At 66.3% G+C, this 23,585-nt stretch carries 21 protein-coding genes; 15 read left to right on the top strand and 6 right to left on the bottom strand.

Going from position 1 to position 23,585, the window contains the following annotated elements:
• Positions 1–59: 59 nt before the first annotated feature.
• Entirely contained in the window at positions 60–1,046 is a 987-nt protein-coding gene (locus tag P5G52_RS15310) for a sugar-binding protein (protein WP_301229089.1), read from the bottom strand.
• 293 nt (positions 1,047–1,339) lie between these two features.
• Positions 1,340–2,017: an aspartate/glutamate racemase family protein gene (locus P5G52_RS15305; RefSeq protein ID WP_301229087.1), complete on the bottom strand. Its 678-nt coding sequence runs from the start codon at positions 2,015–2,017 to the stop codon at positions 1,340–1,342.
• 554 nt (positions 2,018–2,571) lie between these two features.
• On the opposite strand from P5G52_RS15305, the gene P5G52_RS15300 reads away from it, so the two are divergent.
• The 4 genes from P5G52_RS15300 (at position 2,572) to P5G52_RS15285 (ending at position 6,322) form a co-directional block, all read left to right on the top strand.
• The gene (locus P5G52_RS15300) at positions 2,572–3,276 is read left to right on the top strand and encodes a FadR/GntR family transcriptional regulator (RefSeq protein WP_301229085.1); all 705 of its coding nucleotides are present in this window, start codon (positions 2,572–2,574) and stop codon (positions 3,274–3,276) included.
• 297 nt (positions 3,277–3,573) lie between these two features.
• Positions 3,574–4,551: an aldo/keto reductase gene (locus P5G52_RS15295; protein WP_301229083.1), complete on the top strand. Its 978-nt coding sequence runs from the start codon at positions 3,574–3,576 to the stop codon at positions 4,549–4,551.
• A gap of 308 nt (positions 4,552–4,859) precedes the next feature.
• Entirely contained in the window at positions 4,860–5,534 is a 675-nt protein-coding gene (locus P5G52_RS15290) for an SDR family NAD(P)-dependent oxidoreductase (protein WP_301229082.1), read from the top strand.
• Between the two features lie 221 nt (positions 5,535–5,755).
• Positions 5,756–6,322 (top strand): dihydrofolate reductase family protein, encoded by a 567-nt coding sequence (locus tag P5G52_RS15285; protein ID WP_301229081.1) that lies wholly within the window; start codon positions 5,756–5,758, stop codon positions 6,320–6,322.
• On the opposite strand, the gene P5G52_RS15280 is transcribed toward P5G52_RS15285, so the two are convergent.
• Positions 6,292–7,281, bottom strand: coding sequence for an alpha/beta hydrolase (locus tag P5G52_RS15280; RefSeq protein WP_301229079.1), 990 nt, complete (start codon positions 7,279–7,281; stop codon positions 6,292–6,294). The genes P5G52_RS15285 and P5G52_RS15280 overlap by 31 nt on opposite strands.
• A gap of 158 nt (positions 7,282–7,439) precedes the next feature.
• Here P5G52_RS15280 and P5G52_RS15275 point away from each other — a divergent pair, with 158 nt between their 5' ends.
• Positions 7,440–9,242 (top strand): bifunctional metallophosphatase/5'-nucleotidase, encoded by a 1,803-nt coding sequence (locus P5G52_RS15275; RefSeq protein ID WP_301229077.1) that lies wholly within the window; start codon positions 7,440–7,442, stop codon positions 9,240–9,242.
• A 26-nt stretch (positions 9,243–9,268) separates the two neighbouring features.
• Entirely contained in the window at positions 9,269–9,823 is a 555-nt protein-coding gene (locus P5G52_RS15270; RefSeq protein ID WP_301229075.1) for a GNAT family N-acetyltransferase, read from the top strand.
• Positions 9,824–9,855: 32 nt separating this feature from the next.
• Here the strand turns inward: P5G52_RS15270 and P5G52_RS15265 are convergent, their stop codons facing one another.
• Positions 9,856–10,611: a DeoR/GlpR family DNA-binding transcription regulator gene (locus tag P5G52_RS15265; protein WP_301229073.1), complete on the bottom strand. Its 756-nt coding sequence runs from the start codon at positions 10,609–10,611 to the stop codon at positions 9,856–9,858.
• Between the two features lie 219 nt (positions 10,612–10,830).
• Here P5G52_RS15265 and P5G52_RS15260 point away from each other — a divergent pair, with 219 nt between their 5' ends.
• The 9 genes from P5G52_RS15260 (at position 10,831) to P5G52_RS15220 (ending at position 20,722) form a co-directional block, all read left to right on the top strand.
• Positions 10,831–11,877: an autoinducer 2 ABC transporter substrate-binding protein gene (locus P5G52_RS15260; protein ID WP_301229071.1), complete on the top strand. Its 1,047-nt coding sequence runs from the start codon at positions 10,831–10,833 to the stop codon at positions 11,875–11,877.
• Positions 11,878–11,954: 77 nt separating this feature from the next.
• Positions 11,955–13,472: a sugar ABC transporter ATP-binding protein gene (locus tag P5G52_RS15255; RefSeq protein ID WP_301229069.1), complete on the top strand. Its 1,518-nt coding sequence runs from the start codon at positions 11,955–11,957 to the stop codon at positions 13,470–13,472.
• Complete coding sequence (locus tag P5G52_RS15250; protein WP_301229068.1) at positions 13,469–14,512, top strand: ABC transporter permease; 1,044 nt, start codon at positions 13,469–13,471, stop codon at positions 14,510–14,512. Before P5G52_RS15255 ends, P5G52_RS15250 begins: the two co-directional genes overlap by 4 nt.
• A 2-nt stretch (positions 14,513–14,514) precedes the next feature.
• Positions 14,515–15,600 carry an ABC transporter permease gene (locus tag P5G52_RS15245; protein WP_301229066.1) on the top strand — a complete coding sequence of 362 codons (1,086 nt, stop codon included), beginning with the start codon at positions 14,515–14,517 and terminating at the stop codon, positions 15,598–15,600.
• Positions 15,601–15,614: 14 nt separating this feature from the next.
• On the top strand, positions 15,615–16,616 hold the full coding sequence (locus tag P5G52_RS15240) for a dihydroxyacetone kinase subunit DhaK (protein ID WP_301229064.1): 1,002 nt from the start codon (positions 15,615–15,617) through the stop codon (positions 16,614–16,616).
• Complete coding sequence (locus P5G52_RS15235; protein WP_301229062.1) at positions 16,613–17,233, top strand: DAK2 domain-containing protein; 621 nt, start codon at positions 16,613–16,615, stop codon at positions 17,231–17,233. The genes P5G52_RS15240 and P5G52_RS15235 overlap by 4 nt, the downstream gene beginning before the upstream one ends.
• 57 nt (positions 17,234–17,290) lie before the next feature.
• Positions 17,291–18,103 (top strand): BtpA/SgcQ family protein, encoded by an 813-nt coding sequence (locus P5G52_RS15230; protein WP_301229060.1) that lies wholly within the window; start codon positions 17,291–17,293, stop codon positions 18,101–18,103.
• Positions 18,104–18,108: 5 nt separating this feature from the next.
• Complete coding sequence (locus tag P5G52_RS15225) at positions 18,109–19,626, top strand: FGGY-family carbohydrate kinase (RefSeq protein WP_301229058.1); 1,518 nt, start codon at positions 18,109–18,111, stop codon at positions 19,624–19,626.
• The gene (locus tag P5G52_RS15220; protein WP_301229056.1) at positions 19,616–20,722 is read left to right on the top strand and encodes an aminopeptidase; all 1,107 of its coding nucleotides are present in this window, start codon (positions 19,616–19,618) and stop codon (positions 20,720–20,722) included. Before P5G52_RS15225 ends, P5G52_RS15220 begins: the two co-directional genes overlap by 11 nt.
• A gap of 103 nt (positions 20,723–20,825) precedes the next feature.
• Here the strand turns inward: P5G52_RS15220 and P5G52_RS15215 are convergent, their stop codons facing one another.
• Both P5G52_RS15215 and P5G52_RS15210 read right to left on the bottom strand, forming a co-directional pair.
• The gene (locus P5G52_RS15215) at positions 20,826–21,146 is read right to left on the bottom strand and encodes a putative quinol monooxygenase (RefSeq protein WP_301229054.1); all 321 of its coding nucleotides are present in this window, start codon (positions 21,144–21,146) and stop codon (positions 20,826–20,828) included.
• Between the two features lie 93 nt (positions 21,147–21,239).
• On the bottom strand, positions 21,240–23,582 hold the full coding sequence (locus P5G52_RS15210) for a YhgE/Pip domain-containing protein (protein WP_301229053.1): 2,343 nt from the start codon (positions 23,580–23,582) through the stop codon (positions 21,240–21,242).
• Positions 23,583–23,585 lie beyond the last annotated feature (3 nt).

Below are 23,585 nucleotides of genomic sequence, written 5' to 3'. Positions count from 1 at the left end.
TGGGCCGGCGAGGTGATGAGGGCCCACCCGCTTCTATCCCTCGACGATGACGGTTCCGGTCAATGGTCGGTTTTCTGGAATTCCTCAAGCGTGTCCGGCGTGACGGTTTCGACACCCGTGTCGACAGTGAAGTTGTCTTCGAGTTCGGAGGTTCCCTCGTCAAAGGCCTTGAGGATTTCCAGCGCCTGGGCGGTCATGCCGAACGGCTTTTGGGCAATGAGCGCGTCCACGCAGCCGCCCTCCATGCCCTCAACTCCCTGCGGGACCACGTCGAAGCCGACGGCTTTGACGTCACCACACTGGTTCCCCGACTTGAGCGCGCCCGCGATGCCCGGAAGATCCGATCCTCCGATGCCGATGAAGCCGGCAAGGTCCGGGTTGGCCTGCAGGATCGTCTCGGCACTGGTCTGGGCCGTGGCCACTGATTCACCCGATTCCTCGGTGGCGACCACTTCGATGTCCGGGTAGTTCTCGAGGGCCTTCTTGACACCTTCGAGACGCTGGTTCAGGTTCACCGCACTAAGGCTCCCGATGACCACCGCAACCTTTCCCTTTTCAGCGATCGCCTGAGCCAGGGCCTCACCAGCCTGTTCACCGGCTGCGACGTTGTCCGTGCCGATGTAGCCAAGCACGTCACTGTCGGGTACTGGCCCGTCCCAGGCGATGACCGGGATACCAGCGGCCGTTGCCTTGGCGATGTTGTCCTTCACGCTTGCTGGATCGTTGGGCGAGATTGCAATTCCCGCTGGATTCGTCGCAAGGACCGAGTCGAAGATCGCGACCTGCGCTGCCGCATCGTCAGCGTCGGGTCCAAGGAACTGGGCTTCAACACCGAGCTCCTTAGCCTTGGCCTCCATGCCTTCGCGCGCATCGACCCAGTACGGGTTGTTGAGCGACTTCGGCAGGAATACGAACGTACCCTGGTCGCCGGAGGCTTTCTCGGCGCCGCCTGCAGCATTGCCGCCAGAATCGCCGCCGTTGCCGCACGCCGTAAGGGTAAGAGCGGCTGTCGCGAAAAACGCGATCGCCATTGGAACTTTACGCATTACTACTCCTTTGTAATCTCTGCTTATTGACATGCGTTGGAACGATAGAGGGAAGGATGAGGTGACGGATCGGGAGCTGGAAGCTTTCTTCCGATACGAGAACAGCTGGCGAACGCTGGAAAGGGAACATCATGACGGGCTGTGTGTCGGTCGGATTGTCGTCGAACACGGCAACCACACCGGAGGGTTGACCACTGGCGAATTGCCTTCCGTGCCCTCAGGTATCCGTTGTGCTGGGAGTCCCTACTCAGCGAGCATTGAGCGCGTGCTCAGCAGTTCGTCCGTTCTGCGGTTCATGCAGGGAGCATGTGTGCGCGCTCGGCGAGATATTCGACACCCATCCGCGGACTAGCAAGGACTACCAGACCCGTTGTCTTGGTCAGGGACTCGGCCAATCGGGACATCGAAGCCTGAGCGAGCACGATCATGTCCACCCTCTTTGCGAGGTCCACGGCCTGAGCAGTGATCATCGCATCGTGTTCGTCCCGATTTCCTGCCATCAGGACATCGAAAGCGCCCTCGCAGAGCCGTTGCTCGATCTGTATCTGACGGTTCAGTCCATCCGCCTTGGCCTGGATGAGATCCGAGGTGGGTCCCAGTGTCGTCGGCACGGTCGCAAGGACGCCGATGCGGATTCCCTCTGACGCAGCACGCAGGGCCATCGCTTCATCGATCTTGATGACGGGGACACCAACGGCACGGGCAGCCACATCAAGAGCGGGTCCGAGCGACGAGCAAGCGGAGAAGATGAGATCGGCACCGGCGGCTTCAGCCGCCTGAGCAAGGTGCGTCATCCGCTCTTCACTCTTCGAGGAAATCCCCTGCTCCCGCACGACCGTTGCCAGGACATCGGAATCGACGAAGTGGAGGATTTCCGCGTCAGGGATCAGTTCGGTGATCAGGTCGGTGATGACAGGTTCGACCGATACGAAAACGAAGCTGGTATGGAGGATGGCAATTTTTTGCGACATCATGTCTCCCTTGACATAAGATGATCGACATCTGATGTCTTATTGTTCGTCCGCGGTCCTACTCTGTCAATAGAGCGTCAGAAATCGTTTTTGGCTCACCAGAAGAAGACAAAATTCGTGATGACTACCCTCATGACTACCCTTGGCGGCGTGTCAGCATCCCTCAGGCCGGCTTCGGCGTCTTCCAGGTCGGGCCCGAGCAGGTGCGAACGAGGTGCGTCCACCGGGTGTCGCCGTCCCGCGTACAGTCCGCTGAGGTGGCATACCCAGCAGAGAATGATCGTCCTTCCCAGACCGGTTGCGCCAGAGCGCATGACCTCGAACCTGGAAATCTTCGGCTTCACCCTGCCCGCCGAGGAACTCAGCGCCATCGACGGCACTCTCGACTTCCCCAGGGACAGAAACTGCAGTGGGCTGACCGCCCTGGTTGCCTGCACTCAGTCCCTGGGGTCGTCAGACCTCATACACTTGGGTCAACGCACAAGGAGGAGCGAGGCCGACAGCACTGAAACAAACGAGATCGTGATCAATTACTCGACAGTTAGGACACTGCCATGGCCCGTCAATCCCTTGTAAGCATGGTCTCAGACCATCTTTTCGATCGAATTATTGCTGGCGACTTCCCCCCTGATGCAGCTTTACCAGGGGAACTGGAACTCACGGCGCATCACGATGTCAGCCGGCTCACCGTCCGCGAAGCCATCAAGACACTTGAGGCTCAGAGCGTTGTCCGCATCGAGCGGGGCCGGGGAACCTTCGTCAACCCGGTCAACCGGTGGGAATCGATGGACATGGTCCTTCGGGCCACCATGGAGGCCGGCAATAATGCAGAAGCATCCATTCAGCTCATCGAAGTGCGCAGAATGCTGGAGACCGGCGCCGCGGAACTCGCTGCCACCCGTATCACCACGAATGAACTGGATAGCCTGCGACACCACCTGACGTCCATGCAGGAATCCCACGACACGGCCGATCTGACCCGGTTCGTCGAAGCGGACCTGGCATTTCACAACGTCATCCTTCACGCCTCCGGCAACGTCTTTCTCGCAGTGATGTTCGAGCCCCTCTCCCGGGTGATTGCAGCCCGACGAAAAGAAACCTCCCGTGTGCCAGAAATCCAGGCCCACGCCATCCGTGAACACGCGGAGATCATCACGGCGCTCGCATCAGGTGGTGCCGAGTCGGCTCGTCTCGCCATGGACAGTCACATGGCGCAGACGATGCGCGACCTCAAAACATACGTGCTGAAGCGACAGTGACCGAGAACGATCAACGGGTACTGGGAGTACCGTCCTACCGGTTGCTCGTTGACGTAGCTTCCGAGCCGGCGGCTTCCTTGTCCTGCGACCCTGCACATCATCGTGCCGATCTGTGGGACGCAGTGGATGAGTAGTCGCCATACGAGGCGGTGCTCTCCCGATCACCTTCGACGTCGTCCTTTTTCCCGCGATCGGTGCTTCTCTCCCGCACCCCCGCAGGCATCGTAGGCGGTGTCGCACACCGCGGCCACGTTCACGGTCAAGAATCCACAAATCCGAGTACGTAGGAAGGCTTACATGAAGACAGCAACGCTCAAGGGGTTGAAAAAACCCCTGTCGGTCGCGGTGCTCGGCACCATGACCTTCGGTGACACAGTGGACGAAGCCGGGTCAGCAGCAATGCTGGAGGCGGCCCTGGATGCGGGCATCACGACGATCGATACTGCGAACGGATATGCAGGTGGCGCCAGTGAGGAGATCCTCGGCCGGTTGCTGCGCAACCGGTTCGACGACGTCCTTCTCGCGACGAAAGCAGGAATGCCTCATCCCGACGCCGGTCAGCACTCGCCACTGTCAGCCCCCGGACTGCGACGTTCCCTGGAAGGCAGCTTGAGCCGACTCGGCACCGACAGTATCGACCTCTTCTATCTGCACCAACCGGATCGAGCTGTTTCCTTGTCCGAGACGTTAGGCGCCGTAGCCGAACTGGTGGCTGAGGGAAAGATCAGAGCAATCGGTGTATCGAATTTCGCGTCGTGGCAGATCAGCGAGCTGAACATCGCTGCGGACCACGCCGGCGCGCCCCGCCCTGTCGTCGCGCAACAGCTCTACAACCTGATCGCTCGCCGCATCGAGGAAGAGTACGCCGAATTCGCCCACGTGACCGGCCTTCACACCATGGTCTACAACCCGCTGGGCGGCGGGCTACTCACGGGTCGCCACAGCTTTGATTCCACCCCGGACGACGGACGGTTCGGCACTTCCCGCCTCGCGGAAATGTATCGCCAACGCTACTGGGATCGGCGATTGTTCGATGCAGTGTCCGAGCTTTCAAGCATCGCGGAGTCTGCGGGCATGACGCTCGTGGAACTAGCCTTTCGCTGGCTTCTCTCGCAGCCCGTCACCGGATCCATCCTCTTCGGTGGCTCCAAACCGGTCCAGCTTGCCTTCAACCTCGAGATACTCGAACGGGGCCCATTGGACCCGGGCATCGTGGAAGCCTGTGACACCGTCGGAGCCGGGTTGCGCGGACCCATGCCCAACTACAACCGCTAGCAGCGGGCTGAGATCTCAATCGTTCGGTCGCGCCGCCCGCGCGAAGCGACTTCTAGCTCTAGCTGGATACTTCGACCTGTCCGTCGCTGGTCCCAAAGATTTCCCCATGCTCACATCTCCAAGCGCGCGGCGTGCTTTCTGGGCCGGCCCGTGAACCAGGGCCCGCCGGCGGAGGTATACGGTCTCGCTTGAGGCTCGCGAGAAGCGAAGGCGTGAACTAGAGTCAAGGATTCGGGTGTGTCGGCGGTGATGCTGACAAACCTGACCGCACTAATGTCAAGACATTAATCAAGCGAAGGAAACCCACCGTGCCCGTCATCGCTATCATCGGAGCTGGACCGGGACTCGGGGCGGCAGTTGCGCGAAGGTTTGGGCGCGAAGGCTTTTCGATAGCCCTGATCTCGAGGAACCAGTCGAAGCTTGACGTCATGGCCGCGAAGCTCGAGGACGGCGGCTTGACCGCGCGTGGTTACGCTGCAGACGTGCTGGTACCGGCAGCGCTGGAGGACGCCCTCACACGTGCCGCGGCAGAGCTGGGACCGATCACCACGTTGCAGTACAGCCCACTCCCATCGCGTGATTACCTGAAGCCGGTGCTCGACATGACCCCCGAGCTGGCATTGGAAGCATTGAGCTTCTCGGCTCTCGGGCTTATTCACGCGGTGCGCACGGTGTTACCAGCGATGCGTCAGGCAGGAGACGGCAGCGTCATCCTGATCAACGGCGGAACCTCGGTCAAGGCACGCGCCGACTTCGCAGGCACATCGGTCGCGTTCCCGGCCGAGAGCGCCTACGGTGAGATGCTCCACGACGCACTCGAGGTTGAGGGCGTCCGTGTCGCGCAACTCGTGATCCCCGGGGGCATTCCTAAGCTTCAGCTTGCCAATGGCATCGACGACGTCGCCGATCGTATTTGGGGCCTCCATGCCGCAACGGGTCCGTTCCGCACCATGCTCATCCCGCTCGAGGACGGCAGGGAGTAGTGGCACTACCGGCGTTGCCCGCGCGGTTCACTGGACCGGAGGACCAGGGCGGCATTGAATGGTTCGAGCCCATTGCGCAGCGGTCAGAACAGCGTCACTTGCGCAGCGGTCAGAACAGCGTCACGGGACAGGCGAAGATCGTCCCGTACGCCACCCCGCGCCATTAGGAGACACGCTCCAGGCCCCCTTACCCCGGCATCGCTTCGGTGGTGGAATGAACCATGACGCGGGTCATCTACTACACGGCCTCCACCCTCAACGGATTCCTGGCCGATGAGCACAATTCGCTGGACTGGCTCTTCGCCGTCGAACCTCCGCCGCCCGGGCTCTACGAGCGCTTCCTCGGGACGGTCGGCGTCCTGGTGGAGGGCTCGACGACATACGAGTGGGTGCTGGACTTCGAGGGGCTGCTCGCCGATCCGGGGAAGTGGGGCACGCTGTACGGCGAGCGCCCCACCTTCGTCTTCACGACGCGGGACCTCCCGGTCCCGGACGGCGCGGACGTGCACCTCGTATCGGGCGACGTGCGCGCGGTGTTCGGGCGCTTCCGCGAGGCAGCGGGCGATAAAGACATCTGGGTGGTCGGAGGCGGCGACCTCGCCGGGCAGTTCCTCGCGGCCGGACTCCTCGATGAGATCCAGGTGTCCATCGCGCCGGTCGCGCTGACGGGAGGAGCCCCGCTGCTGCCGTTGCGGGTCGAATCGGACCGGCTCACGCTGCGGTCCGTCGAGCAGCAGGGCCAGTTCGCGTTCCTCACCTACGACGTCGCGCGGACCTCCGGCACGTAGGCCGCCCGCCAGCGCGCGAGTTCGTCGAAGAACCTGGACCGGGCCGGCTCCGGCGAGAGGGCGAGGTCATGGATGCCCCCTTCGATGCGCACCAGGGTGACGTGCCGGCCGAGCCGGGGGGCCCGTCCTGCGATGTGGTCCACGTTGAGGACCACATCCGTCGACGAGATCCGCTCCGGCTCCCGCACGGGATTCGAGGTGGCGTCCGAACACGCGACGAACACGGGGCAGTCGATGGCGAGCCCACGGTTGAGGAGCGCATGGCCGGCCCGGACGGTCCGCAGCCAGCCCGCGACGACGGGGAATCCTCCGTGCGGCTTCCACGCCAGGTTGTAGTCCCAGTCCCCGCCGGTCTCCCGGTGCAGGTAGCGGCCGTAGGAGGTCCCGAGCTTCCCGACGACGGTGCGAGGCTTGAGCGTCCCGATCCGGTGGACCGCCACCGTGCCCACGGTGCGCTGGAACAGGCTGGCGTTGAGGTCGAACCAGGGGCTGTTGAGGACGAGCGCGTCCACGATGCCGAGGCCGCGCCGCCGGTGTGCCCAGAGGGAGGTGATCAGGCCACCGGTCGAGTGACCCATGACCACGAGGACCTCGTGGCCCTCGTCCTCGCGGATGATCCGCGCGGCCTCGTCGAGTTCCTCGTCGTAGTCCTCGAGCGAGGTGACGTAGTTGGGTGTCTGGTGTTCCCCGATGGAGCGCCCGTACTTCCGCAGGTCCAGGGCGTAGAAGTCGAACCCCGCCTCGCGCCATGCCTCGGCGAGATTGGTCTGGAAGAAGTAGTCCACGAAGCCGTGGACATAGAGCACGGCCCGGCGTGAGCCGCCCGGGACGGCAGAGCGGACCAGCGTCGCGACGACCTGGCCCTCGTCGTCGGGCCGCAGCGGCAGCGTCCGCACGTCGTAGCCGGGACCGAGGAAGTCCTCGCGATACGCGTCCTGGTGCTCCGACTCCGCTGTCATGATGGTCCTCCCTGACCTGGATCCGGACGGAATGCCCGGATGGACGCGTGGCGAACGGCGGACCTCCCCGTTCATCCGGGAATAAGCCCACCGTTCCCAGTGTGTCACCGGTCACGGATAAGCTGGCGCCACCGCACCACAACAGGAGCTGATTCCACGTGTCAGAAAGTTTCATCAGGGGGCACCGCCGCGCCATCGCGGCAGTCGCCGTCAGCTGCGTCGCAGCACTCGCACTCGCGCCCGCAGCAACCGCCGCACCCGGCGGAAGCAAGGGTCCCGAGGACCGGACGGCCACCATCACCGTCCTGGGGACCAGCGATCTCCACGGCTACATCGAGAACTGGGACTACTTCACCAATGCGGAGTACGACGACGCCGCCCACAACGACGTCGGGCTCGCCAAGGTCTCGGGCCTCATCAACCAGGTCCGCGCCGACCGCGGGAAGGAGTCCACGCTCCTCATCGACGCAGGGGACACCATCCAGGGCACCTCGCTGACGGACTACTTCGCCACGGTCGAGCCGGTCACGGAGAGCGGCGAGACCCACCCGATGGCCGCCGCCATGAACGCCATGGACTACGACGCCGCGGCGCTGGGCAACCACGAGTTCAACTACGGGCTGCCGCTCCTGCGCAAGTACGAGGACCAGCTCGACTTCCCGCTCCTCGGCGCGAACGTCGTGGACTCGGCCACCGGGGCGGAGGCCTTCACGCCCTACGTCATCAAGACGGTCAAGCTCGCGGGACAGAAGCCCATCCGGGTCGGCATCCTCGGCCTGACCAACCCGGGCATCGCCATCTGGGACAAGAACAACGTCGAGGGCAAGCTCCGCTTCCCCGGGATCGTCGAGCAGGCCGCGAAGTACGTTCCCGAGATGAAGGCCGCCGGCGCGGACGTCGTCGTCGTCAGCTCGCACTCGGGCACCTCGGGCACCTCGTCCTACGGCGGCGACCTGCCCCTCGAGAACGCGTCGACGCAGCTCGCCGAGCAGGTACCCGGCATCGACGCGATCCTCGTGGGGCATGCGCACCAGGAGATCCCGGAGCGTTTCGTCACGAACAAGCAGACCGGCGACCAGGTGCTGCTGACCGAACCGAAGAACTGGGGCATGCGCCTGTCCGTGATGGACTTCGAGCTCACGAAGGTGCGCGGACAGTGGGACGTCACGTCGGCGTCGTCGGAACTGCTGAACGCCAACACCGTGCCCGCCGATCCGAAGGTCTCGTCGATCATCGCCGAGCAGCACCAGCGCGTCATCGACTACGTGAACACCCCCATCGGCACCGCGACGGAGACCATGTCCGCCGCCGATGCGCGGATCCGTGACACCGCCGTCATGGACTTCGTCAACGAGGTGCAGGCCGGCGCCGTCGACAAGGCACTGGAGGGGACGCCGAACGCCGACCTGCCCGTCCTGTCCATCGTGGCGCCCTTCAACCGGGCGGCCGTCATCCCCGAAGGTCCCGTGACCATCCGTGACATGGCCGGGCTGTACGTCTTCCCGAACACGCTGTTCGGCGTGGAGATGACCGGCGCCCAGGTGAAGGACTACCTCGAGTACTCGGCGAAGTACTTCAACCAGACCGGTCCCGGCGCTCCGGTGGACCCTGCGACGCTGACCAATGCCGCGGGAACGCCCGACTACAACTACGACATGATGTCCGGCGTCTCCTACGACATCGACATCAGCAAGCCCGTCGGTGAGCGCATCACCGACCTGAGCTACAACGGTGCGCCGATCGACCCCGCCCAGCGCTTCGCCGTGGCGACCAACAACTACCGGCAGTCGGGCGGCGGGAACTTCCCGCACATCGCCTCGGCTCCGGTGCTGGTGAACCAGACCACGGAGATCCGCCAGCTGCTGATCGACTACCTGATCGCCGAGGGCACGATCGACCCCTCGACCTTCTTCGAGGAGAGCTGGAAGCTGACCCGCGACGGCGTGCCCGTGTTCGGGTAACTCCCGCTTCGTCCTAGATTGGGAGCATGACCATCGACATCTCGACGGCGACGCCCGACGACGCCGCCGCCCTCGCCGCGTGCGCCGCCGTCGCCTTCCCGCTGGCCTGCCCACCCGATGCGGACCCGGACGACATCCGCCGGCACATCCAGACGCAGCTCTCCGCGGAGCGGTTCGCCGCGAACATCGCGGCCCCCGGGCACACGATCCTGTGCATCCGAGCCGGCGACGAGATCGCCGGGTACAGCATGATCATGCTGGACCAGCCGTCGGATCCGGACGTCCTGGCGGCACTGACCGCCTCACCGGCCGTGGAGCTCAGCAAGTTCTACGTGCATCCGGGCCATCACGGCCGCGGGTCCGCCGCCGCCCTGATGACGGCGACCCTGGAACGCGCGGCCGCGTCCGGGCTGCCGGGCATCTGGCTCGGCGTGAACCAGGAGAACGCCCGCGCCATCCGCTTCTACACGAAGAGTGGCTTCCGCACGGTGGGCACCAAGCGGTTCCGACTCGGGAACCGCTTCGAGGACGATTTCATCCTGGAGCAGACGCTGCCTGCCGGCGCGGACAGCGTCGCCTGAGCTCCAGCAGGCCGAGGCTCAGCGGAGAGCCGTTATTTCTTCGCCAGTCTCTGCGGGCTGACGCTGATGATCGGGACGGGGAAGTGGGACGCCCGGATGGGGTCCAACAGGTCATCGGTGATGCCGGCCGTGAACTGGTCCAGGCCGAACACCTTGAAGAGGGCTTCCCTGCCGAACTTCGAGCTGTCGGCGACGAAGAAGGCTTCCTTCGCGATGGACCGCATGGTGCGCTTCAGCTCCAGCTCGTAGCTGCTCGTGTTGAAGATCCCCTGCTCGTCCACCGTGTCCGCGCCGAAGATGGCCACATCCACGCGCAGCTGCTCGATCTGCTGTACCGACGAGGGACCCCACAGCGTGTACACATTGGGCAGCAGCTCGCCCCCGATCAGGACCAGATGTGCGCACTGCCGATTCGCGATCTCCAGACCGATCCGCAGGTCGTTCGTGACGACCGTCAACCGCGAGTTGTCGAGGTGCTTCGCCACCTCGAGGGTCGTCGACCCGCTGTCGAGGAGGATCGTCTGGCCGTCCAGGACCTTGTCCGCCATCGCCCGGCCGATGGCTTCCTTCTCCCTGTGGTGGAGGGACTCCTTGATCAGCGACGGGGTGTCGGTCTGCTTGACTGGGTAGGCACCGCCGTGCGTCCGCTGGATCAGTTCCAGCTGCTCCAGCTTCTCGAACTCACGCCGGATGGTGGAGGGATTGACCCCCAGCCGACGCGCCAACTCGACGACCGACTGGAAACCCTCATCCTGAAGGATCTCGATGATCTCCGCTTGGCGCGACATAGGGGTCCTGACGTCGATGGCACTCCGATTCGCCCATAGTACTGCGCAGTTTGCGCGACATCGCGCAGAACTGCGCGAGTCGTGAAGAGACCCGCGCAGAACATAGGCAAATTCGTTGACACTCCCGCAGACGCGACCCTAGAGTTCAACTCCATCCAGCATCCTCGAACTGCTCTGATGCAGCGGGTCGCTGCACCGCATTTTCACAAGGGAGTGAACATGAAGCACAGCAAGTCTGCCCGAATCCTGTCCGTGGGCGCCGTCGCGATGCTCCTCGCATCGTGCGGAACAACAGGCGGCGGCGGGGGTACCGCAGAAAAGAGCGAGGGAGGCGCAAGCGCCGCTCCCGAGGACATGACGATGGTGACCGTCGTCAAGATCAGCGGTGTCGGCTGGTTCGACCGCATGGAGGAAGGCGTCAACAACTTCGCCGAGACCACGGGTATCGATGCCCGCCAGGAAGGCGCGGATGACGCCAGCCCGGAGAAGCAGATCCAGATCATCCAGGACCTCATCCCCCAGGCGCCGACAGCGATCACGGTGGTACCGAACTCGCCGGAGGGACTCGAGAACGTGCTCACCCAGGCACGGGACCAAGGAATCGTCGTCGTCACCCACGAGGCCAGCGGCATCAAGAATGCGGACATGGACATCGAGGCGTTCGACAACAAGGCCTACGGCGCGCAGATCATGGACAACCTCGCCGAATGCATGGGAGGGAAGGGCGAGTACGTCTCCTTCGTCGGTGGCCTCACCGCGAAGACCCACATGGACTGGGTGAGCGGAGCCCTCGATCAGCAGAAAGCCGAATACCCCGACCTGACCCGCGTCGAGGATCCGATCGAGAGCAAGGAAGACGAGAACGTCGCCTACGACCGGGCCAAGGAAGTCCTCGCGAAGCACCCCGACATCAAGGGCTTCCAGGGGTCCGCAGGTACGGACGTGGCCGGCATCGCCCGCGCCGTCCAGGAAGCAGGCAAGCAGGACGACGTCTGCGTCATGGGCACCAGCATCCCGTCGGTGGCCAGCAAGTACCTCGACGACGGATCCATCGACAAGATCTTCTTCTGGGATCCCGCCCTGGCCGGTGAAGCGCAGCTGAAGATCGCCCAGCTCCTCGCCGATGGTGAAGAGGTCGGAGACGGCACCGACCTCGGCATCGAAGGCTACAACTCGCTGAAGCAGCTGGAAGGCTTCGACAACGTGGTCGTCGGCGATGCGGCAGTCGTCGTCGATGCTTCCAACGTCGGCGAATACAACTTCTAGCAGCGACGCGCAGCCCGGGAGCGGTCGGCACGGACATCACCGCGCCGGCCGCCCCGCTGCATACCGAGGACGCACCCATGACCAGCACATCCTCCGCGCCCGACGGCGCACCTCCGGTCCTTGAGGTCAGGAACATCTCCAAGAGCTACGGCGGCGCGAAAGCCCTCCAGGACGTCAGCCTCTCCCTCGTGAGCGGCAACGTCCACTGCCTTGCCGGTGAGAACGGCTGCGGCAAATCAACCCTCATCAAGATCATCAGCGGAGCCGAGCATCCCGACGGGGGCGAGATCTTCATCGATGGCCGGGCTCATGCCTTCATGACTCCCGCCGAGGCGATCAAGGCAGGCATCCAGGTGATCTACCAGGACTTCTCCCTCTTCCCCAATCTCACCGTCGCCGAGAACATCGTGCTCACGTCCGCTGTCGCCGCGCGCAGCAGGACCTTCTCCGCACGGAAATCCCGTCCGGCCGCCGAGCGCATCGTGAAGGAGCTGAGGCTGCACCTGGACCTCGACCAGGACGTGGAGCGCCTCTCGGTGGCCGACAAGCAGCTCACCGCGATCTGCCGCGCCCTGGTGAACGACGCCCGGGTCATCATCATGGACGAACCGACGACGGCGCTCACCCACAGCGAAGTCGCGAGGCTCTTCGCCGTCGTCCGCACCCTGCAGCAGCGCGGCGTGGCACTCGTGTTCGTCAGCCACAAGCTGGAGGAGGCCCTCGAGGTCTCACAGGACCTCACCATCCTGCGCAGCGGCAGGAACGTCGTGTCAGGACCCACCGCCGGCTTCGACCGGGGGTCGCTCATCCGGCACATGACCGGACGCGACGTCAACGAGACCCGGCTGGTCACCACCCCGCGACTGGAGGAAGATCCCGTCCTGACCGTCGACTCACTCACCCTCCAGGGCGCGTTCCACAACGTCTCCTTCACCCTGCACCGCGGGGAGATCCTCGGGATCACGGGGCTGCTCGGCTCCGGCCGCAGTGAGATCGCCGAGAGCCTCTTCGGGGTGCTGCCCGCCGACTCCGGGTCGGTCCACGTGAACGGGAAGCGGGTGAGGCTGAACTCCATCGAGGACGCCATCCGCGCGGGCATCGGGTACGTCCCCGAAGACCGGCTCAGCCAGGGACTCTTCCTCGAGAAGTCGATCGCGGACAACATCATCGCCGGCTCGGTCGACAAGCATCTGCAGGGCAAGCTGTTCGTCGACACCCGGAAGGTCGCGCAGACGATCAAACGGCTCTTCGACCAGCTGCGCATCAAGGCGGCGAACGTAACAGCTCCGGTCCGGAGCCTCTCCGGCGGCAACGCCCAGCGCGTCGTCCTCGCGAAGTGGCTGGCGAACCACCCGGCCATCCTGATCCTCAACGGTCCCACCGTCGGGGTGGACGTCGGCTCCAAGGAGGAGATCCTCGCGGTCCTGCGGGAACAGGCCGACAGCGGCATGGGCGTGATCGTCATCTCCGACGACGTCCCGGAGCTCGTCGCGGTATGCAACCGGGTCCTGGTCGTGCGGCAGGGCGCCGTGGTCGATGAACTCGGCGGCGAGGAGATCCAGCCCGGAGCCATCGAGGAGAGGATGGCGGCATGAGCGACGTGCTCGCCCGAAGGAAGCAGATCCGGTTAGCCGACCTGCGCGGAGCCAACAACGAGGGCGTGCTCGCACTCGTCCTGCTGGTGCTGGTCATCGGCATGGCACTGATCAGCCCCTCCTTCTTCACGGTCGGCACGTTGTTCTCGATCCTGCGCGGTGCCATCGTGCCCATGGTGTTCGCCCTCGGAGTGCTGATCGTCATCATCTCCGGCGGAATCGACGTCTCCTTCGCGGCCATCGCGATCTTCGCCGGGTACACGGCCGTGAAGGTATCGGAGGCCGGCGGTTTCGATCCCGGGCTCATCGGGGTCTTCGCCATCGCCTGCGGAATAGGGGCGTTACTCGGGCTGGTGAACGGTGCCGTCATCGCCCGCTTCCGGCTCTCGACGTTGATCGTCACACTGGGGACGCAGGGGATCTTCCGGGGAATCCTGGTCGCCTACATCGGCTCGCGCTACATCGCGGACCTGCCGGGAAGCATGTCGGCGATATCGACGGCCAATGTCATCACCATCCGGGCAGGCGACAATGATGCCTTCCTGCATGTGCTCGTGGTTCCGGTGATCGCACTGTGCGTCCTGGTGGCATGGGTGCTCAAGCGGACGATGTTCGGTCGTGGGATCTATGCGATCGGCGGCGATCCCGAGGCGGCACGCCGTGCCGGGTTCGCGGTGACGAGGATCCAGGTGGCGCTGTATGTGCTGGCCGGCGTCCTCGCCGCCTTCGCCGGTGTGCTGCATGTGATCCTCGGCCGCAATGCCAATCCGCAGGCGCTGGTGGGAACGGAACTGGACATCATCGCCGCCGTGGTTCTCGGAGGCGCCTCCATCTTCGGCGGCAGGGGTTCCGTCCTCGGAACCGTGCTCGGCGTGCTGCTCGTGCAACTGATCAACAACAGCCTGATCCTGGTCGGCATTCCTACCGCGTGGCAGCGCGCCGCCGTCGGCGTCCTGCTGATCGTCGGCGTCGGGATCCAGGCCCTCTCCGCGAAGCGGCAGTCCAAGAAGGTATTCGTCACTGAAGAGACGGGGGCGTAACCGTGGCTCTGGACCAGAAGAACGCCGGGCCCACGCTGGGCCGGCTCAATGCGCAGCTCGATCAGGGCCTGGGTTCGTTCCTCGCGACCATCCGGAGGGAAAAAGGCATCACCAGGATGCTGATCCTCCTCCTGTTGTCCTTCGCGATCTTCGCCCTGCTCAAGCCTGCGATCTTCCTGAATCCGCTCAACCTCGAGAACATCGCGATCGCCTCGCCCGAGATCGGCATACTGGCCGTGGCGATGATGCTGGCGATGGTGACCGGCGGGATCGATCTGTCGATCGTCGCCATCGCGAACTTCGCGGCCATCACGATCACCACCGTCTACTCGGGGATTGCAGCCGGGAATCCAGCACAGGCCGCCGCGATGATGCCGCTGATCCTGGTGCTCGGGCTCGCGACGGCCGTTCTCGCCGGGCTGTTCAACGGGTTCCTCATCGGCGTCGTGGGGATCACCCCGATCCTCGCCACGCTCGGCACCATGCAGATCCTGAACGGCATCGCCGTGGTCTGGACGAACGGGCAGACGCTCTATGGCGCGCCCGAGGCCCTCACGTCCTTCGCGACGACGACCGTTGCCGGCATCCCCGCGCTCTTCCTGTTCTTCCTGCTGATTGCTGCAGCCATCGCCGTCCTGATGAACAGGACACCGCTGGGGCTGAAGCTGCAGCTGCAGGGCGCCAACCCCCTGGCCGCGAAGTACTCCGGCATCGGCAGCCGGAGGGTCCTGATGGGCACCTACCTGGTGTCGGGTCTCCTCGGAGGGCTCGCCGGTATCGTCTTCCTCGCCCGCAACCCGACGGCGAGCGCCGACTACGGGTCGTCCTACGTCCTGCTCGTCATCGTCATCGCCGTGCTCGGAGGAACCAACCCCAGCGGAGGCTTCGCGACCGTCGCCGGTGTCGTCATGGCCACCCTGACACTGCAGATCGTCTCCAGCGGGTTCAATGCCATCCGCCTGTCCTCCTATGAATACTCCATCGCCCAGGGCCTCATCCTCATCGCGGTGATGGTCTTCGACCAGATCCACTTCCGGAGGAGGAAAGCCCGGAAGGATCTTCCGGACACCAACCCGGTACTGCCGTAACGATGAAGGGAATCATGAAGAAGATAATCAACGACCCGGAGAACTTCGTGGACGAGATGATCGAAGGGATCACCCTGGCCCATCCGGATCTCGTCCGGACCCCTGGCAGCGATCCCCGGATCCTGGTACGGGCCGATGCCCCGCTCCCGGACAGGGTAGGCATCGTCACGGGTGGCGGGTCCGGACACCTGCCCCTCTTCAAGGGGTACGTCGGCAGGGGCCTCTGCTCCGCCGTCGCCATCGGCAACGTCTTCTCCTCGCCGTCGTCGGAGCAGATCTTCGAGGCGACCCTGGCCGTCAACGGCGGCGCCGGAGTCCTCTACCTCTACGGCAACTACGGCGGCGACGTCCTCAACTTCGACCTGGCGGCCGACCTGGCCGAACTCGAGGACGTCGAGACGCGCACCGTCCTCGGCCGGGACGACGTCGCGAGCCAGCCGAAGGAACGCGCCGAGGACCGTCGCGGCGTGGCCGGCATCGTCTTCGCGTACAAGGCCGCCGGTGCTGCCGCGGAACGGGGCGACAGTCTCGCCGAGGTGGCGGCCGTCGCCGAGGACATCATCGAGAACACGGCGACCATGGGCATCGGCCTCTCTCCCACGATCCTTCCGACGACGGCGAAGGCCAGCTTCGACCTGCCCGACGGGGAGATGGAGATCGGGATCGGCATCCACGGCGAGCCGGGCATCCACCGGGGACAGCTGGAAACGGCCGACCAGATCGCCACCCGGCTCGTCCACCCGCTGGTGGAGGACCTCGGACTGACGGCCGGGGACCGTGTGGCCGTCCTGGTCAACGGAATGGGAGCCACTCCCCTGGAGGAGCTCTACGTCCTCTACCGGCGCGTCCACCACATCGCCGAGGAGCTCGGCCTGACGGTGGAGAAACGCTACATCGGCGAGTACGCGACGAGCCTCGAAATGGCGGGTGCCTCCATCTCGCTCCTCAAGCTGAACGAGGAACGGCTCGCGCTGCTCAATGCCCCGGCCGAGTCTCCGTTCTTCCGGGAGGGATGAGTGCCATGCAGGGACCGGACCTCAACACCGCCATCCGCAACGCGCTCGCCGACGTGATCCAGTACGCCGACGAGCTGCGCGACCTCGACGCCGCGCTGGGCGACGGCGACCTGGGCGTCACCGTGTCGCTCGGGGCCAAAGCGGTCCGCGCTGCCCTCGAGGAACTCCCGGACGATGCGCTCCCCGCCGACATCGCGAAGACCTGCGCGAAAGCCTTCGCGAACGCCAACCCGTCGACCATGGCTGCGCTGGTGGCCGGGGCGCTGCTGGCGGGATCCCGGGTCTGGGACGACGCCGCGTCGGTCAGCGTCGCCGACGCCGGAGCCTTCGCCACCGCGGCAGGAGAGAACATCGGCAAACGCGGAAAATCGCAGGTCGGTGACAAGACCATCCTCGATGCCCTGATGCCCGCCGCGGAAGCACTGTCTGCCGGTGATCCTCCGGACGCGGCCCTGGACAAGGCCATCGACGCAGCACAGCGCGGCGTGACGGACACCGTGGGCATGCAGTCGCGCCGGGGCCGCGCATCCTGGCTCCAGGAACGCAGCATCGGCCTGCAGGACCCGGGGGCCACCGCGTTCCTGCGGTTCCTGCAGTCCTGGAAAGCCGCCAACTAGCATCCGCACCCCTGCCTGCCGGCCCGGCAGGCATCCCGAACAGAAAGCTGGACCCCCATGACGTGGCTGGACGACGTATTCGACGTACCCAAACCGGTCATCGCGATGTGCCATCTGCAGGCACTCCCGGGCGACCCCTCCTACGATCGGGACGGTGGCGTCCCAGCAGTCCTCGACCATGCACGCCGCGAGTTGCAGGCGCTGCAGGACGGCGGCGTGGACGGCATCCTCATCTCCAACGAATTCAGCCTGCCCTACCTGACGAAGACGGAGCCCATCACCGCCATCACCATGGCCAGGATCATCGGCGAGCTGCGGGAGGAGATACGGGTGCCCTTCGGCGTGAACGTCCTCTGGGACGCGACGGCCTCGATCGACCTGGCTGTCGCGACGGGCGCCTCGTTCGTCCGGGAGATCTTCACCGGCGTGTACGCATCGGACTTCGGCACGTGGGAGACGAACGTCGGCGCCACCGCACGGCACCGCATCGCGGTCTGCGGGGAGAACGTCCGGCTGCTCTACAACATCGTGCCGGAAGCTGCGTCCTACCTCGGGTCACGGACCATCGCCGACATCGCCCGAAGCACCGTCTTCAACTGCCGGCCCGACGGGCTCTGCGTCTCCGGACTCACCGCCGGCGCCCCGACCGACACCAGTGTCCTGGCGACGGTCAAGGAGAATGCGGGATCCACTCCGGTCATCGTCAACACCGGCGTGAGGGCAGCGAACGCCGCGGAGCAGTTACGCGTCGCCGACGCGGCCATTGTCGGGACCTACTTCAAGGCCGACGGCGTCTTCGAGAACCCCGCCGATACCGCCCGCGTGAAGGAACTGATGTCCGAGGTCCAGAACTTCCGACGGTCGCTGTAGCCGCCGTGGAGCTGTTCGTCGGCATCGACATCGGCACCTTCGAGACGAAGGGAGTGGTCGTCGACGCGGAAGGCGTCGTGCGGGCGCGCGCCCGACGCCGGCACGGGATCTCCACGCCGCGGCAGGGACACGTCGAACAGGACGCGGACCTGGTGTGGTGGTCGGACTTCGCCGCGGTGAGCTCGGAGCTGATGTCGTCGGACGCCGCCCGGGACGGGACCATCGCCGCCGTCGGCTGCAGCGCGATCGGGCCGTGCGTGCTGCCGGTCGATGCCGGCCTGCGCCCGCTGCGTCCGGGGATCCTGTACGGGATCGATACCAGGGCCTTCCGCGAGATCGGAGAGCTGGAGGAGAACCTCGGTCGAGAGGAGGTCTTCCGGCGGAGCGGCAATGCGCTCACCAGCCAGTCGGCCGGACCGAAGGTCGCCTGGGTCAGGAACAACGAGCCGGAGATCGCAGCGGCCGCGCGCTGGTACGTCACGGCGCACGGCTACCTCGTGGCCCGGCTGACCGGCCGGGTGACGATGGATCACGGAACCGCCGGCTATTTCCATCCCTTCTACGACCTGGACAGCCAGTCCTGGGACGTGACGGGTTGCGAGAATGCAGTGCGCCGTGAGCAGTTGCCGGAGCTGGGCTGGGCCACCGACATCGCCGGAACCGTCACCGATGAGGCGGCCCGGCTCACCGGCCTGCCGGTGGGGGTCCCGGTCGTCTTCGGCGCCGTCGACGCTCCCGCGGAAGCGGTGAGCGCGACGGTGGTGAATCCGGGTGATCTCATGCTGATGTACGGCTCCTCGACCTACATGATCAAGGTGACCGAGGCACCCCTGCGCGGGAAGGTGCTCTGGTCCGCCCCGTACGTCTTCCCCGGGACGTTCGTCCTGGCCGCCGGCACGTCCACGGCGGGGACCCTGACCCGGTGGGTGGCGGATGTCCTGGGACTGGACCTGTCCGTCAGCGACGACGAGCTCTTCGGCGGACTGCTGGCGCTCGCAGAGCAGTCACCTCCGGGAGCGCACGGCCTGCTGCTGCTTCCGCACTTCAGCGGGGAACGCACCCCCGTCCATGATCCGACGAGCCGTGGAGCCCTGGTCGGCCTGTCGCTCGAGCACGGCCGCGCGGATATCGCGCGGGCAGTCCTGGAGGGGGTCGCCCACTCCGTCGCGCACGCCCTCTCCGCCTACGACGACGTCGGGGAGACCCCTGAGCGGATCCTCGCGGTCGGCGGCGGGACGAAGAACCGGATCTTCACCCAGTCCGTCACGGACATCACGGGCTCCCCGCAGACCATTGCGCTGACGGACGGCGCAGCGCTCGGCGATGCGGCGATCGCTGCCTTCGCCGTCGGCAGGCTTCCGGATCGGGACAGCATCAAGGACTGGGGCCGGCTCGGTGAGAGGATCGACGTCGACACCTCCGGTGCCGCGGTCCTCCGCAGCGACCACGCCGACTACCTGGAGTTGTACCGTTCCCTGTCGGCCCTGAACGCCCGGAGGATGGAGAGACGTCATGACCGCTGATCATCGGTGGGCCCTGCTCGCAGCGCAGGTTGCCGGCGGCACAGGCGTGAGGCACGGCAGCAGGGTGTCGGTCTTCATGACGGATCCGCAGGTCATGCCCGCGGTGGAAGCCTTCGTCGAGGAGTGCTACCGCCTGGGTGCCTGTCCGCAGGTCCTGGCGACCGACGAACGATTCGACCGGATCGCCGTCGCGCACGCCCCGGTGGACATGCTGTCCGCACCGGCTCCCCTGGAGCTGGCGTCGATGCACTGGGCGGACGTCCACGTGTCCTTCCGGGGCATGGTCGCTCCGACGGGCGACGACGTCGACGAGGTGCGGCTCGCCGCCCAGCGCCGGGGGAAGGGCCTCGTCTCCACCGCCCGGTGGGAGGAGACCGCGTGGTCCCTGGTGCGGGTCCCGACGCCCGAGTGGGCCGAGCTCATCGGCGTCGGCTACGTCGGCCTGCTGGATGAGTTCTTCGCCGGCTGCCTGGCGCCCTGGTCCGAACTCCGCGCGCGCTGGGACATGCTGTGTGCTGCCCTCGGGCAGGAGGACACCGTCCGCGTCGTCGCCGGAGACACCGACCTCACCTTTCGAACCCGTGGACGGACCTGGATCAGCTTCGCGGGCGAGGCCAACCTGCCCGACGGGGAGATCGCCACGGCTCCCCTCGACGACGGGGTCGACGGGCATATCCGCTTCCCCGGCACCTTCTGGTTCGCCGGTTCTCCCATCACCGAGCTGGAGCTACGGTTCGAGGGCGGCACCGTCGTGGAAGCGTCCGCCGCCCGGGGCGAGGGGTTCGTCCGCGAGCTGCTCGACACCGATGCGGGTTCGCGACGCGTGGGGGAACTGGGGATCGGGACCAACCCCGGCATGACGACCGCCACGGGCGACCTGCTGATCGACGAGAAGATCCTGGGCACCATGCACCTGGCGCTAGGACGGGCCTATCCGGACTGCGGGGGCATCAACCAGTCGTCGCTGCACTGGGACATCGTCAAGGACCTGCGGAAGCCCGGGTCCTTCCTGTCCGCGGGGGATCACGCGCTGATCGCGGACGGGGAGGTGACGGGTCTGCTCGCGGAGCACACCCGTCCGGCAACCCTGCCCTGAGTCGTCCGAAACGCAAAGGACCGCACCTGTCGGAACAGGTGCGGCCCTTTTCCGGTCGGCGCCGGGGTATCGGCCGGAACGCCGGCGTTGCGGAGGCTGCGCCCTAGTTGACCGTCAGCTCCCCCATGCGGCCCCAGCCCTCGGCGCCGATGCGCTCGCTGATGATCTCCGGCGTCTCCACGAGTGCCTGCGGCATGTCCTCCATGGCCTGGGAGAAGTAGTCGCTGTTGACATGGGCTTCCGCGGCGTCGTCCTGGAACGCCTCGACGAGCACGAACCGGTTGGGGTCCTCGACGCTGCGGGACCAGTCGAACCACAGGTTCCCCGGTTCCCGGCGGGTGGCCTCCGTGAAGTCCCGCGTCAGGTCGATCCAGCGGTCGCTCCACTCGGGCTTCACGTTGAACTTGACGACGATGAAGATCATGGGATGGTGCCTTCCTGGTGGACGTACTGTGCTTGGGTACCGTTCCAACCTATAAGTTCCTGCGCATGCGCGCTTCCCCTCTGCGGGGAGTTGTCACAGCGCGAGGCTGGGGTGCAGCTTCCCGAGGGACCACGAGCGGTGCCGGTGCGCCGCGACGACGGACAGGCCCGCCGCGAGCACGAAGAAGACCAGCAACTGCGCTGCCGAGAGCCAGACGACGCCGAGGTCCCCGCCCGCGATGAGGTGGCGCAGTCCCACGACGGCGTGCGTCATGGGCAGCAGCGGGCTCAGGAACTGGAAGAAGCCGGGCGACGTCGCCACCGGGTAGGTACCTCCCGCGGACGTGAGCTGCAGCATCAGCAACACCAGCGCGACCAGCCTGCCGACGCCGCCGAGCAGGGCGACGAGTGCCTGGTGGATGGCGGTGAAGACCAGCGCCGTGAGGATCGTGAAGGCCAGCAGGCCCACCGGGTGGGGCGTGGTCAGCCCGACGCCTGCCACCAGGACCCCGAGGAGCACCAGCGCCTGCAGCACCGCGAACAGCGCGCCCTGCAGATAGCCGGCAGCCGACACCCGCCAGGATGCGGCCGTCGAGGCGAGTGCGCGCGGCGACAGCGCCCGGAGCACGATGTAGGTCACGATGCCGCCGACCCAGAGGGCCAGCGGGATGAAGTAGGGCGCCATGCCCTCGCCGTACGCGTCGACGGCATTGGCGTGCGTCCGCTCGACGGCGACCGGTGACGCCCCCACGCCGCTCAGCTCCGTGCGCTGGGCGTCGGAGTAGTCCGGCACCTGCCCTGCGCCCTGCTCGAGCTGCTGTGCAAGGTCCTGCGAGCCGCTGGACAGGGTCCCGAGGCCGTCCTCGAGCCGGGTGGCGCCGTCGTACGCCTGTCCGGAACCGTCGGCGAGGGCTGCCGCTCCCCCGGCCACCTGCTCCGCGCCGCTGCTGAGCGTGGACGCTCCTGCGGCGAGCCGGTCGGCGCCGTCCGAGGCGGAGACGATGCCGTCATGCAGCGCCGGGGCGCTTGCTGCGAGGGTACCGGTCCCGGACCGGAGCTGCTCGAGCCCGTCGGCGAGGCCCGCCGCGCCCTGTGCCACCTGCCCGGCGCCCGCCGCGGCATCCTCCGCGCCCGTGGCGAGCTCGGAGGCGCCCGTGGCGAGGCGGCCCGCGCCGTCGGCCGCGGTGCCCGCTCCGGCGGCTGCGGTTCCGGCACCGGAGGCGAGGTCCGTGGCGGAGGCGGTGAGGGTCCCCGTGCCGGCGGCCACCTGCTCGCTCCCCGCAGCCGCGGCGTCCGCACCGGACGCGAGCTGCTGGAGTGCGGCGAGCCGTTCGGTGTCGGTCAGTGCACCGTAGTTCGCCGTGAGCTGTGCGAGGCCATCCGAGACGGCACGCGCGCCGGTGGCTGCCTGCCCTGCAACGGCCGAGAGCTGCGTCGCTCCCGCGGAGAGGGCCCCCGCCCCGTCCCCGACCTGGGCGACGCCGTCGGCGACGCTGCGCGTGCCGTCCGCGAGGGCCGTCGCCGAACCGGACAGGGAGGTCGCGCCGTCGGCGACCGACCGCGTTCCCGCCGAGGCCTGCGCAGCTCCGTCGCGCACCGCTGCTCCTCCCGTGGCTGCCGATGCGGCACCCTCCGCGAGCTGCTGCGATTGCGGGACAAGCTCCGTCGTCGCCGCCTCGAGCTGCGCCAGCCCGGCGGCGAGGTCGGAGGCTCCTCCCGAGAGGTCCGCCGCTCCGCCGGCGACCTGCGCGCTGCCGGAGGACAGCTGGACGCTGCCGTCCACGAGGCTACCGAGCCCGACGACGAGGGAACCCGACCCTTCATCGGCACTCTGTGCGCCGTCGGCGATCCTGCCGGCACCCTCGCCGGCCTCGGTGAGCTCGCCGTGCAGGGAGGAAAAGCCCAGGTAGATGCTGTCGAGGTAGTCCTCGGTGGCACCGGACTGCACCTGGCGCTGGAGGGTGGCGGCCACGGTGTTGCCGACCTGACCGACGATGTAACTGTCGGCGTCGTTCGTGGTGATGTCGAGCATCGCCTGCGCCGGAGTGTCGCCGCCGACGGAGGCGAGCTTGGCCGAGAACCCGGACGGGATCTCGAGCGTGGCGGCGTAGGTCCCGTCATCGAGGCCCTCCTGCGCGTCCTCCCTGCTGGCCTCGACCCAGGTGAACCCGGCGCCGTCCGAGGAGGTGAGCGTACCGGTGAGGTCCGCACCCGCCGAGATGGTGGTATCGGTACCGTCGGGGCCCGCAGCCGTCGCAGGCTGGTCCTCGTTCACGACGGCGGCCGTCAGGTGGTCGAGATTGCCCGTCGGGTTCCAGTTGGCCGCGAGGTAGAGACCGCCGTACAGCGCGGGGATGATGGCGATCACCACCAGCGCGGCCCTGGACAGGAGGGAGATGCGGAAGCGGGAGAGTTCCATGCGGAGCAGGGAGAACACGGT

Source organism: Arthrobacter burdickii, from assembly GCF_030433645.1.
Lineage (GTDB): Bacteria > Actinomycetota > Actinomycetes > Actinomycetales > Micrococcaceae > Arthrobacter_D > Arthrobacter_D burdickii.
The sequence above is the reverse complement of the archived record's forward strand: the minus strand, read 5'-3'. Positions and strand labels throughout refer to the sequence as shown.

Excerpts from the sequence above, each read along its gene's own strand:
- P5G52_RS15235 (WP_301229062.1), top strand. The coding sequence starts at position 16,613 with ATGAGTGCCATGCAGGGACCGGACCTCAACACCGCCATCCGCAACGCG.
- P5G52_RS15295 (WP_301229083.1), top strand. The coding sequence starts at position 3,574 with ATGAAGACAGCAACGCTCAAGGGGTTGAAAAAACCCCTGTCGGTCGCG.
- P5G52_RS15240 (WP_301229064.1), top strand. The coding sequence starts at position 15,615 with ATGAAGAAGATAATCAACGACCCGGAGAACTTCGTGGACGAGATGATC.
- P5G52_RS15310 (WP_301229089.1), bottom strand. The coding sequence starts at position 1,046 with ATGCGTAAAGTTCCAATGGCGATCGCGTTTTTCGCGACAGCCGCTCTT.
- P5G52_RS15270 (WP_301229075.1), top strand. The coding sequence starts at position 9,269 with ATGACCATCGACATCTCGACGGCGACGCCCGACGACGCCGCCGCCCTC.
- P5G52_RS15280 (WP_301229079.1), bottom strand. The coding sequence starts at position 7,281 with ATGACAGCGGAGTCGGAGCACCAGGACGCGTATCGCGAGGACTTCCTC.
- P5G52_RS15230 (WP_301229060.1), top strand. The coding sequence starts at position 17,291 with ATGACGTGGCTGGACGACGTATTCGACGTACCCAAACCGGTCATCGCG.
- P5G52_RS15220 (WP_301229056.1), top strand. The coding sequence starts at position 19,616 with ATGACCGCTGATCATCGGTGGGCCCTGCTCGCAGCGCAGGTTGCCGGC.
- P5G52_RS15285 (WP_301229081.1), top strand. The coding sequence starts at position 5,756 with ATGACGCGGGTCATCTACTACACGGCCTCCACCCTCAACGGATTCCTG.
- P5G52_RS15215 (WP_301229054.1), bottom strand. The coding sequence starts at position 21,146 with ATGATCTTCATCGTCGTCAAGTTCAACGTGAAGCCCGAGTGGAGCGAC.
- P5G52_RS15260 (WP_301229071.1), top strand. The coding sequence starts at position 10,831 with ATGAAGCACAGCAAGTCTGCCCGAATCCTGTCCGTGGGCGCCGTCGCG.
- P5G52_RS15250 (WP_301229068.1), top strand. The coding sequence starts at position 13,469 with ATGAGCGACGTGCTCGCCCGAAGGAAGCAGATCCGGTTAGCCGACCTG.
- P5G52_RS15265 (WP_301229073.1), bottom strand. The coding sequence starts at position 10,611 with ATGTCGCGCCAAGCGGAGATCATCGAGATCCTTCAGGATGAGGGTTTC.
- P5G52_RS15305 (WP_301229087.1), bottom strand. The coding sequence starts at position 2,017 with ATGTCGCAAAAAATTGCCATCCTCCATACCAGCTTCGTTTTCGTATCG.
- P5G52_RS15300 (WP_301229085.1), top strand. The coding sequence starts at position 2,572 with ATGGCCCGTCAATCCCTTGTAAGCATGGTCTCAGACCATCTTTTCGAT.
- P5G52_RS15255 (WP_301229069.1), top strand. The coding sequence starts at position 11,955 with ATGACCAGCACATCCTCCGCGCCCGACGGCGCACCTCCGGTCCTTGAG.